This window comes from Nostoc sp. LEGE 12454 (assembly GCF_056620565.1).
Map to the genome: position 1 here is coordinate 386,955 of NZ_JBWQXL010000002.1, position 12,497 is coordinate 399,451.

The following is a 12,497-nucleotide window of genomic DNA, read 5'->3' on the forward strand; positions in this document are numbered from 1 at the left end:
ATGCTACAGCAATCATCTTCGGTTTGCTAATTTTGGTTACTACTAAACGACAATATTACTTATTGTCACTTAGATATGACCCAATCTTTAATGCGCGCCACGCCTATCTACTCTAAACATTAATTAACCGTTAAAACTTAAAACTATCGAGACTAGTGCCTAATTTTTTGCCCATCAACACAATTCTGGTACCTCAAGGAGCAGAATATAAAGCTGTGTGTCGCGGATTAAGCGGCATTACTGCCTCCATCCCAACAATAGTAGCCATACCTGTTGGGATGAAGCCTTTACTCAAATACCTGCAACAAGCACAATTGCTGACTCCAAAATCCAGAGTGCTAATTATGGGTATATGTGGCAGCTTGAGCGATCGCTATACAGTTGGCGATCTTGTGCTGTATCAAAATTGTATTTATCAGGGGAAGCAGCAAGAATGCGATCGCACTTTTACAGCACAATTGCACTCTTCTGTATCAGAAAAAGTATCTTTGGTCAAGTCACTGACAAGCGATCGCGTGATTTGGTCGGCTGCCGAAAAACGCCATTTGGGTAAGACTTTGGCGGCTGATGTTGTTGATATGGAAGGATTTACCGCTTTAGAATTTTTCAATGCGGCTGGGGTGTCTGTGGCAATGCTGCGAGTAGTTAGCGACGATTGTCAGCATAATATCCCCGATCTCACACCAGCAATTAACTCTGATGGCTCTCTAAACCCTTTTCCGTTAGCGATCGCCATGCTTCGACAACCTTTTGCCGCTACTCGGTTGATTCGAGGTTCATTAACAGCATTAAAGGTATTAGAACAAGTTACAAATCGGCTCTTTTCTGGCAATAGGCTGGAATAATTCGTTGCAGAATTGATGGCACACAGTTATTTGAGTTGAGCATTCAGCGAACTAGAAACAGCCTGTATTTTACGTTGCTGACCGCTTTGGGGACGCTTCAAATCTGCGCCATGCCCCCATCGACGAAGAGTTCGATGCCGTTGACAAAGCTGCTGTCATCGGATGCAAGGAAGACAACAGCTTTAGCAATCTCGTCTGGTGTACCCACCCGCCCAAGGGGGATATTGTCAGCCTGACTTGCTATAAATTCCTGCACCTGCTCCTCAGTTAGTCCCAGAAGATTGTAGCCAGGAGTAGGCACGACACCAGGGCTGATGGCATTGACACGAATTTTGCGCTCTTTGAGGTCGAGTGTCCAGTTGCGTGCAAACGAGCGCACGGCGGCTTTGGTGGCGCTGTAAACGCTGAACGCTGGGGTGCCCTTGATAGAAGTAATCGAAGCATTGAGGACAATTGAAGCTCCCTCGGACAATAAAGGCAATGCCTTCTGCACGGTGAAAAGCAGACCTTTGACGTTGGTGTTGAACGTTTTGTCAAAGTGTTCCTCAGTGATCGATCCGAGCGGCGCAAGTTCCCCACCTCCAGCATTGGCGAAAATGATATCAAGGCGACCTTTCTCTTGCTCAATCGTGGTGTAAAGGCGATCGAGGTCTGCAAGAAGAGAGACATCGCTCTGAACGCCAGTGACGTTTTTACCGATCTCTTTGACGGCGGCATCAAGTTCATGCTGACGACGACCTGTGATGAAGACATACGCACCTTCGGCGACGAATCGCTTGGCTGTAGCAAGACCGATGCCGCTGGTACCACCTGTAATGAGCGCGACTTTTTCTAAGAGCTTTTGTGACATAAGATGTTTTCTTGAATAAGGTTTAGTGATTGCGAGTCTAATTACATATTGTTCAAGCTGTAAAGCCACCATCGATAAAATGGCTTGCATCAGGTACTTTACTGGGCATAATAGTTACCAATCAATATTTATTTACCAATCGATACAAAAAGTATCTCTTGATTAAGTCTTGGTGTCAAGGAAGTTTTATACTTATAGGTATGAAAGCGGAAAAATCTAATTAAGTCGCAAGGACTTCCTCGCGCTTTCGATATTGACGAAGCCTTAGAGCAAGCTTTGCACATGTTTTGGCGCAAGGACTATCTGGGAGCATCCCTTATGGAGCTAACTGAGGCGAACCCGTTCTAGGAGGCTCCGCCTCCAGTAGCTTGACAAGAGGCAAAGCCTCTTTTAAATATATTCCCTACCTGGAGGCTGGGAACAAGACTACACAAGCCTTTGGGCTTTTATTAATGCCATTCCCGTCTGAGTCTCTATGCTAAGTAGTTAGACATAATTAAATATAAAATAAACTCCTAGTTTGTAGTGAGCGATTTATCGCTCAGAGCAAAGATTTATCAGGACTAAAGTCCTTACTACAAACTTTAAATATATTTATGCCTAGATACTTCCCTTTGCTAATAAGGAAACCTTATTCTGCTTCTTTAATTTACTAAAACCTTGGTTCAGGGTCTTTCTAGTTCGCATCTTTCGATTGTATTTATAACACTAATTGCATTGGCGAATCGAATGCAAAATACTATCCATAAAACAAAAAAATCAATTAGTTCTTATTTTTATATGCCAGAAGCAATGAAAAGATGATGTTTATGATTAGCTCAATAAAGTTAATTTAAATAAAATTTAGCGGATCTTTTAAAAAATTGTATTGTAAACCTTTTGTCTACAGCTTCATATTAAATTTATATAACTACTGACAGTATAACAATCAATGAAATTATGATTATTAAATTGTTTGTAAAATAAGTTTTACAGAAACTTTATCGTAATCCATATTAAGTAGGAGTCTAGATTGGGAAGCATAATATATAACCTTGTCAGGGTTGGGTTCCATCAGAGCTAATTCTACCGGAATGTGAATTCAAAATACTTTTTTGTCAGAATAGCTCGGAACTAATTTACCAACTATTGAACAGAATTTATGAAGCTCAATCACAAGCTCAATCTCTACTCGTTCTTAGCTAGTTTTCCATTACTCAAAAAAAGTTACACCGCTAAAATCATGTTGGTGGCATTTTTGGGTACTCACATACCACTTCTAAGCTTACTCTTGAGTTTCGTTATCTCAAACTCCTATTCCTTGGAGATGGCGATTCGAGTTATGCTTATTGCTCTGTTGGCTACCTTAGCGGGTACAGCCGCTACTCTCTACGCAATACACCACCTCCTCAAACCGGTTATTTTGACATCTGCGGCATTGCAAAATTATTTAAACACCAAAACTTTACCTGAATTGCCCACAGAATTTACTGATGAAGTCGGTACATTGATGGCAGATACCTCACAAACTCTTCACAAATTAGATGAGTTAATTCACTACATCAGTAATTATGACGATCTAACTGGATTGCCCAATCGCGATTTATTCCGCGATCGCCTCCATCAGACTCTATCTCAATCTGAAAATAACCAGCGCTTTCTAGCGGTCTTTTTACTAGCTATTGATGATTTCACTGCTATGAGTCATGGTTTGAAGCATGAAACAACAAATTTGTTGTTAAGAGCAGTTGGTCAGAGGTTATCACTCTGTATGACACAAACAGATATTCTTGCCCATTTGAGTGGAGATGAATTTGCTATTGCCCGCATAGACATTATTTCTTTTGAAAGTGTGATTAAGCTATCTCAGATGCTGTTAAGTACCCTGAGCAAGCCCTTTTCTATAGAGGGTAATTTGATTCATATCACCGCCAGCATCGGTATCACAATTAATGGAATAAATGAGTGTAATAGCGTAGATCAACTTTTGCAAGAGGCTCATATCGCACTATACCAGGCGAAGCAGCAAGGGCGTAGCAAATACCAATTCTATTCGCCGGAGATTAATGCTCAGTTACAGGAGCGAATAACTTTAGAAAATGAATTACGTGGAGCGCTTGAGCGCAATGAAATGCTGCTTTATTATCAACCTCTGATTGATTTACACAGCGGACAAATTACAGCTATGGAAGCGTTGGTTCGCTGGCAGCATCCTACATTAGGTTTGGTTTCTCCAGTAAAGTTTATTCCCATTGCTGAAGCCAATGGTTTGATCCTACCAATTGGTGAATGGGTTTTGCGAACTGCTTGTGCCCAAAACCGTGCTTGGCAGCTTGCAGGATTTAACCCAATTCGGATGTCTGTAAATCTGTCAGCCCGACAGTTTGAACTACCGAATCTGGTTGAGATCGTCAGTCAAATTCTTGAGGAAACTGGACTTCAAGTATCTTACCTGGAATTGGAAGTGACAGAAAGCTTCTTGATGGCTGATATAGAGCGATCGGTTAAAAGCTTAAAACAATTACGAGAACTGGGTATATGCTTGGCTCTAGATGACTTCGGTACTGGTTATTCCTCCCTTAACTACTTGAAGCGCTTTCCTGTGAATATGCTCAAGATCGATCGCTCATTTGTACAAGATGTCACGTCCAATCCTGATAGTGCTGCCGTCACAAATGCGATTATTGCCTTGGCAAAAAGCCTGCGGTTGAACATCACGGCAGAGGGTGTGGAAACCCAAGAACAGCTTGACTACCTGAAAATGCTGGGATGTGATGAAGGTCAGGGTTATTACTTCAGTTGTCCTGTGCCCGCCGATCTAATTACCCCGATGTTGCAAAAAATTTCTCAGCAGATGGAGAAAATTTCAGCATAAGTGGATGCCTAAGCCAGAAAATACACCCCTGATAACGTTTCATTTGAATTTTGCTAGAAATGGTTATCAGGGGGCAGGTTAAGGAGGCAGTAATGCTGAAGGAATCCCCATAAATAAATTTAGACTTACGCCGTGAGCCTCAGCCGAACATAGATTTAACAAGGACGCTGTATTTCTTGCGCCTACTTAATAAAATACATATTTTTTTGTTTTTCATAAATAAATTTAGTTGCTCTCAGACCATTTTGCCTCAAGAGAAAAATCTTTTCTAAAACCTCCTGCCTCACTTCTCTATGTTCGCGCAGCGTGTCGCAGACAGAGGCTGCGCCAACGACTACGCTTAGTGACCAGACCACCTGCCTGGTTGTTGAGCGGCTTGCCTTGAGCGTTCGCGTAGCGTCTTGTAGAGAAGTCGAAAGGAGTCGAAACACTGCCTCCTGCCTTTCTCCGGTGACATCAAAAGAGAAATCCTGGATTAATGAGGCCAATCAAAGGTTATTTATTTTGAAACTGTGGAAAGCTTTGCAACCATGTGAGCGCGAGATGAAACTTCAAGCTTGCGAAACATCCTTTTTAAAGCTTGCTTGACAGAGTTTTCAGTAATCCAAAGTTCAGCACTAATTTCTGCATTGGTTTGTCCTTGAGCCACCAAGGAAGCAATTTGCATTTCACGAGGCGTCAAACGCTTTGTCTGTAATAGTGGTTGTTGCAATTGCGCCATTGCCACCCAAGTAGAAATGTGCAGACAAACCGCACTCAAATCTGTAAGATTTTGTGAATCAAATGCAGGCATTCCTTGCTGACGTGTCAAACCTACCACACCCACTAACTCACCATTGCTGACAATTGGCCCTGCCATAACGTGCCAGTGATCGGCACGAGGACAAATCAACTTCCATGTTTTAGGTTCTACTACCAAAGCTTCATGAACAGGGGCATGGCGTTCTAGCAAGTAGCGTGCAACTGGATTGTGTTGAGGTGATAATGCAGTTTGCAGTGCTTTTTGAATTTTGCTGTCAACTAAAGAAATTTGGGCAAAGAAAAACAGCCCGCATCGTGTAGCTGAAAAATACTCACTCATTTCTGCGGATATGTGCGATCGCAAAGTCTGTTCATCTTGAGCTTGAGCAATTCCATGAAATAGAGCTTGTAAGGCAACCATGATTTGCAAAGTGTACTCGTTCGAGGTCTAGGCGCAGTATCGCAACCAGACCTATCTTAGCTTTAGTCACACCAAGTCAAATCCTTTGTTTGGTTTTTTGGATTACTTTACATGACTGTAAATTCTGGCATTGATGACACACAGATATCCGGGCGCTGGATTCAAATAAGTTTTTTGATCGCAGCAGTGCTTTTCAATCTCTGTTTAATAATTCAAATATTCAGTGTTGGATTGGCTTACTTTTACAACTCTGATTGGTGGAACCTACATATTTGGCTCGTGCGAGGATATGGCGGACTCTCACTAATTTTGTTGATATGGGTGTTTTTGATTCCCTTTCCTCGAAGAGTCCGAAACCTTACAGCAGGTATGCCAGTGCTGCTGGGACTGCAATTTATCACAATTCATTTACACACTTCTTTTCCTCTAGCAGTGTTCCATCCACTTATCGGCTTTTCCTTATTCTCTGTTTCCACAACCCTAGTGCATCGGACATCGCACATCGTATTTCCCAACCACAACCAAGACTAAATCGTTGAGAAAACACAACTTTCAATTCTTTTCGCGCTATTACAGGAGAAATACAAGTGTCTCAATACGCCGATCCATCTGTTCTCGTTGATACCCATTGGCTTGCAAATCATCTTAACGATCCAAACATCCGCATTATTGAAGTGGATGTGAGTCCAGAGCCGTACAAAAATGCTCACATACCTGGTGCTGTCTTCTGGAACATCTTTACAGACTTACTCTTGCCCGATTTGAAGATGAATTTGGATGCGATCGCTTTTGAAAAGCTGATGGCACGTTCAGGCATTACCAATGACACCACAGTGATTGCTTATGGCAGTTATCCGGGAACAGGAGCTTGGATTTTCTGGTTGTTGAAAGTCTTTGGACATGAGAATGTACGAGTTCTCAATGGCGGCTACCAAAAATGGAAATCAGAAGGTCATCCACTAGCAACTGAATTATCTACATTTGCTTCTACTGATTACCGTGCCAGAGGTATTGATGCTCATCTGCGAGTATTACATAATGAAGTTCAGGCATCGATAGGCCGAAACAATCGCGTGTTGTTGGATGTCCGAACACTGCAAGAATACTCTGGTGAATGGTTTTTCGATCGGCCACCACAAGAAGATCAACTCACTGGACATATTCCAGGTGCAGTGCATCTGGAGCATATCTTAACTCTCAATGAGGATGGAACTTTTAAATCATTCAATGAATTGAAAAATCTTTATGACACTAAGGGCATTACGGCTGATAAGGAAGTGTTTCCCTACTGTGCCATCGGTGGGCGTTCTGGATATACCTGGTTTGTCTTGAAGTATTTATTGGGCTATCCGAATGTTCGGAATTATGATGGCTCTTGGAATGAGTGGAGTCGCTTGCCTGATGTCGCCATCGAGAGGTAGTGAGCAGACAGGATCACAGGGGCGCAAGGCGAATGGCACGCTTGATAACGGCAAACCCCTTATATATCAGGCTTTTGGGTGTGGGGTGTCGGGTGTTGGGTGTAGTGAGGAGAAAATTTATTTCTATCCCCACTCATATAAAATTTTCTTGATTTTTCCCTACACCCAACACCCTACCCCCAACAAGATAGCCCAGACGAGCTTTCAGCTTTACAAGCGTGCCATTCGGCGCAAGGCCTTGCGCCCCTACCGCGTGGTCTATTTACCTGAAAATAGCTGTAAGCGTGGGTTTCTTATGCCTCCTGAATTGAGATGTTTCCAATATTCCCAATAACCGCACTTTTACAGACGGACACCACTACCGCCATCAAGATTAAAATCTCTTAACCTTTCGTTACACTAGAGACATCGAGAAGGACGAAAGCAAACCTCTCGAAGCTGAAATCAAAGGTGAACGACATGAATGGCACAATTCGCGTTGGTAATCTCTTCGGAATTCCCTTCTATATCCATCCGTCATGGTTTTTAGTTCTGGGTTTAGTCACTTGGAGCTATAGCAGTGGACTGGCGGCGCAATTTCCCCAATTGTCTGCGGGATTAGCTTTGCTACTAGGATTGATGACAGCGCTGATGTTATTTGCCTCTGTCGTCGCCCATGAATTAGGCCACAGTTTTGTTGCTATTCGTCAGGGAATTGATGTCAAATCCATCACGCTGTTTATATTTGGCGGTTTGGCGAGCTTAGAAAAAGAGTCGAAAACCCCAGGTGAGGCATTCTGGGTTGCGATCGCTGGGCCAATGGTAAGCTTACTACTATGCGGTATCGTTACAGCGATTGGTGTTACTACTGCTGCATCAGGGCCGTTAGCTGCAATTCTTGGTGTTCTAGCTTCTGTTAACTTAGCATTAGCCCTATTTAACCTGATTCCTGGCTTGCCCTTAGATGGTGGAAATATACTCAAAGCCATAGTTTGGAAAATTACAGGCAATCCTTATAAAGGTGTGACCTTTGCTAGTCGAGTTGGGCAAATCTTTGGTTGGGTAGCAATTCTTTCAGGTGTACTTCCCCTACTATTATTTGGCAGCGCCGGTAACTTCTGGAATTTGTTAGTTGGCTTCTTCTTGTTGCAAAATGCTGGTAATTCGGCTCAATTTGCCAGAGTGCAAGAAAAACTCACAGGTTTGACTGCTGAAGATGCTGTAACTCATGATAGCCCGATTGTATCTAGTAATCTTACCCTGAGAGAGTTTGCCGATGAGCGAGTTATAAGTGGGCAAAACTGGCATCGGTTCTTAGTGACTGATGATGATGGACAATTAGTAGGTGCGATCGCAGTTGATAATTTAAGAACCATCCCTACAGCACTGTGGTCAGAAACTCAAGTTAAAGAAGTCATGCGACCAATTACCGAATCTACCACAGTCCAATCAGATCAGCCTCTGCTGGAAGTCATGCAGTTACTCGAACAACAAAAGCTATCTGTGCTTCCCGTAATTCGTGAGAATGGCGTCCTAGTTGGAATCTTAGAAAAAGCTGCAATTATCCAGCTACTTCAAAACCGAACCCAACCTAACCCTGCATAAAGACGCAATTCATCGCGTCTATCAAAAATACGGTAAACCCTTGTAGAGACGCGACAAATCGTGTCTCTACATTTTTATCACCCAAATTTTTGATTGTGTGAAAAAACTCCGTACAATTGAAAGAGCCTTCTTGACCGTTGCCTCTTATCTATCCCTGTAAATAAGTTCAAAAATCAAATCGGATTGTTATGTAGCACTCCTATTTAATTTTTGAACAAAACTCAGTATATATTTATTTTCTATTTCCTATTCCCTGTATTTCTTTTCCAAGAATTTTTACGAGATATCAGGTATATCCCTAGCAAAGATATACCCAGCACTGTTGCAGGTTCGGGTATAGTTTTGATTTTGGCATAAATAGCTGTTGTAGTTGTAGCTTCTTCAAGAGCCTTAATACTTATCTGGCGACCGTCTAGATTAAAACCGATTAACTCAAGAATATATTTATTACTTCCAAAGATGAAACTGCGATTACTCAAATTTGTGTCTAAAAATACTAAGTCTGCACTCTTCTCAGGATCTTTTGGGTCGTTAAGTGTATTTACTAAACGCAAGTTGAAATCAAAAACTTGGCTGGTTCCCACAGGAGGGCTGAAAGATACATTGAGATTTAAAGGTACAAATCCAACGCCTGTATCGGTGCCTATCTTTCCATTAAAGTAAGTTAAATCAGCTATTTTGAATACAGAGTTAATGTCCGCAGAAAATGAAGTTCCATTAGAGGTTAGTTTATTTGGAAGTCCTGGCGGCAAATTAGCTTGACCCCAAGTAAATGTGTTACTTCCCACACCTGTATATATGGGATTAGTATCGCTGATTCCTGGAGTAGGATTTCCCCAAGTCGCACTAGAGATGCCAGAAAAAGTTAGAGCTTGTGCTTGACCAGAGAAACTAAATCCTGTGGTCGAACTCACAAAAAAACTAGATATAGCAGTAGCCAAAACAAAATTGAGTTTCATAATTCTAGGTTTTAATTATCATTCTGGGGCTTCTTTCAAATAGGTCTTCAGTGTACCTTAGTAAATTTACGCAAAATATGCCAATGTCTTATTGTTTTTTTTATAAAAAATTTATGTGTATTTCAAAATAATTTAATGAATAATTTATATTTATTAAGTTAAAATTATGAATTGTTAAAATATATTTCACTAGTTTGTAATTAGTTAAACGGTAAACCTCTTGCATAAACTTCCCTAACACGCTAAATCCAGCAGAAGTGCAGACTTTGATGTAAGTCAAAGGCGGAGTAGGGTTCTTTTTTTGATTTATACAATAAGTCTAGTAATTACGTAGGCGTAGCCCGTCGTAAACATCGCTACCTTACTTGACTTCCCAATAAATTGTCAAGCTGATATGAAGTTACAGTTTTTTGACATTCCTCGCGCTATGGAGAGCAATGGGATTCATAATTTTGACAAAATCTCTGGCAACAACTGGCTAGGAACTTTAGATAAAGCCAGATTTTGTCCCTGTATCCCTAACTCATTATGAAAAGTACGAATAGTTTTCACTACATAAGCAAAGGTTGTTTGATAAGCCTCTGGTTGTTTACTTAATCCGTTTAAGGCTTGCAAATGGTTATCTAATGCTACTTCTAAGTGTTGAGAGCGTGTCGCTTTGTCGCCATTAAAAGACTTATCTATTACTAGCTGATAATGTGCTAGTCCCAGGTTATTGTGAGAGGCAAGCAAATCAAAACTTAAAGAAGTACCGCTAAGTGAGTGAGCCAAAGCTATAGCTTCTTCGTAAGCGCTGATACATAGTTGCAGATACTTTTGCCGTGCCTCTTTAGTAGTCTCAGATAGGTTTGCTAGATGCCAGTAGGCAGTACCCAGATTATTTTGTGTAGCGGCGCAGGCACTGGGAACATTAGCTGGAGTGCGATACTTGAGAGCTTCGCTATAAACATTTATGGCTAACTGGAGATTTTGGGCAGGTTGTTCGTATTGTGCCAGATTCCAAAACGCAGTACCGATATTGTTTTGAATCATGCCATACTTCAGCGGTTCCTCTTCCGGGTTGTAGTGTGCAAGCGCTTCATTGTAAGCTGCGATCGCTTTCTTTAAATGCACAATCGGTTGGTTGTATTGCCCTAAATGCCAGTAAGCAGTACCCAAATTATTTTGGCAAGCCGCATATTTTAATGAATCCATATCGGCTGTACGATAACTGAGTGCTTCACTGTAAGCGAAAATTGCTTGCTGCCAATTTTCCGATGGGTGAGAGAAACGAGCTAAATCACCATAGGCTGTCCCCAAATTATTTTGTACGCGAGCGTAAGTTTCCGAATGTGTCTGGGGTGAAATTATCTTTAACGCCAACTGATAAAATTCTATTGCCTGCTCTATATAAGTTTGTCCCTCTTCAGAATTGGGTGGTGTACGGTATAGCATCCAGTAGAGTGTACCCAAATCATTCAAGATATCTGGGAGTTGGGGTGAGCTTTCGTCATAGCTAATTGCCTCCTGATAGGCAATAATTGCCACCATCAGGTTTTCTAAAGTTGCGTCTCCTTGCTCAATGCGAAGACGGTATAAAGTACCCAAGCGATGATAAGCCTCTGCCAGTATCTCTTCTGAAGCTTGCTTTTCGTGTAATTCTTCAATCTCTAATAAAATCTGCTGTGGTTGTAAGGAATCCTCTGTATTTTGAGCAGGGTTTGTATTAATTGTTGCTATTACTAGCTCCGTTAACTCACTGCTAATATAAGATAAAGATGACAGCGATTGATTATTACTTCCACTACCAGACCGATTCGTAGATTCCTGTTGTTGTGGCGTAGCCTTCAATAAATCTGGTGTTGATGGTGAAACTTCCTCAGTTTTTTGTCCGCGATTCCCTTGTATCTCTACTGGGAAATCAGAATTATTCTCAAACTTGAACTCAGTGGCTGCGGTTCTGAGTTCTGCTTGGTTAGCTGATTCATCTAGAATCGACTGCTCAATATTCCCTAAATCCAAGCTTCCTGAACGTGAAAAACGTTCTGGATAGGCCAAATTCTGAGTTGCTGGCGTGGGTTCTCCAGCAAACACAAATACACCAGTACGACAACGCCAAAACTGTGGTGCTGATTGCTTGATAGCCGATAACCAAGGACGTGGTATCCACAACAGCAAGTTAGATTCCAGGAATCGGCTGGATTCTTGTGTAGAGAAATATTGTTCGCTTAAGCGCAGATAGTGCAAAAATAAACGCTGTGTTGCAACTGGTTGCTTAGTGAGATGCTCCACGCCGACAATCTGAAATGCTGGTACTGGAAAAGGTCTTCCAGGAGTATCTTTTGATGCCCCAACAACTGGCGGTGGGTAATTAGTCAACCATTGATTAATCTGGATTATGGGGTTTGGATCGTTTAAATTCAAACGCAACGTGACTAATCGCGGATAAGCTGGAGTGCTATTTTCCTGAGCATTTGATGATTGATATAGCACCTGTCCAACAGGATAAGCCAATGTAGAATGCAAACGAGTTGCTACCTGATTTCGCAAGTATAAATCATCACATACTGCTAAAAGAATTTGTCGTCGTAAGCCAAGACTTAAGGCAAGTTTCAGGCGGTGGTATACTTGCCGATTCCAAGTAGAATTATTGTTGGGTGCAGTATCATTCACGCTCATAGCGGCTAAAAAGCCAAAACGTAGTACATATCACCTTTCTGGGTGCATTCAAGTGGGCTAAAGTCATAATAAAAATGATTTTTAATAAGTAGATGTTGTGCTGCTCGGGATATATTGAGCCTTCAATTATAGTAGGAACAATAAAGTATAATTATATACTTTCA

The 12,497-nt window shown here is 41.6% G+C and carries 9 protein-coding genes; 5 read left to right on the plus strand and 4 right to left on the minus strand.

All coding sequences use genetic code 11. The features are described from left to right. The first annotated feature begins 155 nt into the window (after window positions 1–155). Window positions 156–845, plus strand: a complete 690-nt coding sequence (locus AC1F2U_RS03920; protein ID WP_480259917.1) for a 5'-methylthioadenosine/S-adenosylhomocysteine nucleosidase family protein — start codon at window positions 156–158, stop codon at window positions 843–845. A gap of 97 nt (window positions 846–942) precedes the next feature. Here AC1F2U_RS03920 and AC1F2U_RS03925 read toward each other — a convergent pair whose 3' ends face one another. Then, the gene (locus AC1F2U_RS03925; RefSeq protein WP_480259968.1) at window positions 943–1,695 is read right to left on the minus strand and encodes an SDR family oxidoreductase; all 753 of its coding nucleotides are present in this window, start codon (window positions 1,693–1,695) and stop codon (window positions 943–945) included. A gap of 1,141 nt (window positions 1,696–2,836) precedes the next feature. Here AC1F2U_RS03925 and AC1F2U_RS03930 point away from each other — a divergent pair. Then, a complete protein-coding gene (locus AC1F2U_RS03930; protein WP_480259918.1) occupies window positions 2,837–4,549 on the plus strand; it encodes a putative bifunctional diguanylate cyclase/phosphodiesterase in 1,713 nt (570 codons plus the stop codon). A 499-nt stretch (window positions 4,550–5,048) separates the two neighbouring features. Here AC1F2U_RS03930 and AC1F2U_RS03935 read toward each other — a convergent pair whose 3' ends face one another. After that, entirely contained in the window at window positions 5,049–5,711 is a 663-nt protein-coding gene (locus tag AC1F2U_RS03935; protein ID WP_480259919.1) for a LuxR C-terminal-related transcriptional regulator, read from the minus strand. A 111-nt stretch (window positions 5,712–5,822) separates the two neighbouring features. Here AC1F2U_RS03935 and AC1F2U_RS03940 point away from each other — a divergent pair, with 111 nt between their 5' ends. The 3 genes from AC1F2U_RS03940 to AC1F2U_RS03950 all read left to right on the plus strand — a co-directional run bounded on the left by AC1F2U_RS03940 (window position 5,823) and on the right by AC1F2U_RS03950 (window position 8,716). Further along, a complete protein-coding gene (locus AC1F2U_RS03940) occupies window positions 5,823–6,242 on the plus strand; it encodes a DUF6220 domain-containing protein (protein ID WP_480259920.1) in 420 nt (139 codons plus the stop codon). Window positions 6,243–6,298: 56 nt separating this feature from the next. Continuing rightward, entirely contained in the window at window positions 6,299–7,132 is an 834-nt protein-coding gene (locus tag AC1F2U_RS03945) for a sulfurtransferase (protein WP_480259921.1), read from the plus strand. Between the two features lie 459 nt (window positions 7,133–7,591). Continuing rightward, window positions 7,592–8,716 carry a site-2 protease family protein gene (locus AC1F2U_RS03950; RefSeq protein WP_480259922.1) on the plus strand — a complete coding sequence of 375 codons (1,125 nt, stop codon included), beginning with the start codon at window positions 7,592–7,594 and terminating at the stop codon, window positions 8,714–8,716. 239 nt (window positions 8,717–8,955) lie between these two features. Here the strand turns inward: AC1F2U_RS03950 and AC1F2U_RS03955 are convergent, their stop codons facing one another. Beyond that, window positions 8,956–9,675 (minus strand): choice-of-anchor K domain-containing protein, encoded by a 720-nt coding sequence (locus AC1F2U_RS03955; protein ID WP_480259923.1) that lies wholly within the window; start codon window positions 9,673–9,675, stop codon window positions 8,956–8,958. Window positions 9,676–10,119: 444 nt separating this feature from the next. Further along, complete coding sequence (locus tag AC1F2U_RS03960; RefSeq protein WP_480259924.1) at window positions 10,120–12,333, minus strand: tetratricopeptide repeat protein; 2,214 nt, start codon at window positions 12,331–12,333, stop codon at window positions 10,120–10,122. Between the last annotated feature and the right edge of the window lie 164 nt (window positions 12,334–12,497).

What these genes read in the sequence shown, in the direction of transcription:
- AC1F2U_RS03925 (WP_480259968.1), bottom strand. Translation starts at nt 1,695, where the DNA reads ATGTCACAAAAGCTCTTAGAAAAAGTCGCGCTCATTACAGGTGGTACC.
- AC1F2U_RS03930 (WP_480259918.1), top strand. Translation starts at nt 2,837, where the DNA reads ATGAAGCTCAATCACAAGCTCAATCTCTACTCGTTCTTAGCTAGTTTT.
- AC1F2U_RS03935 (WP_480259919.1), bottom strand. Translation starts at nt 5,711, where the DNA reads ATGGTTGCCTTACAAGCTCTATTTCATGGAATTGCTCAAGCTCAAGAT.
- AC1F2U_RS03940 (WP_480259920.1), top strand. Translation starts at nt 5,823, where the DNA reads ATGACTGTAAATTCTGGCATTGATGACACACAGATATCCGGGCGCTGG.
- AC1F2U_RS03950 (WP_480259922.1), top strand. Translation starts at nt 7,592, where the DNA reads ATGAATGGCACAATTCGCGTTGGTAATCTCTTCGGAATTCCCTTCTAT.
- AC1F2U_RS03955 (WP_480259923.1), bottom strand. Translation starts at nt 9,675, where the DNA reads ATGAAACTCAATTTTGTTTTGGCTACTGCTATATCTAGTTTTTTTGTG.
- AC1F2U_RS03960 (WP_480259924.1), bottom strand. Translation starts at nt 12,333, where the DNA reads ATGAGCGTGAATGATACTGCACCCAACAATAATTCTACTTGGAATCGG.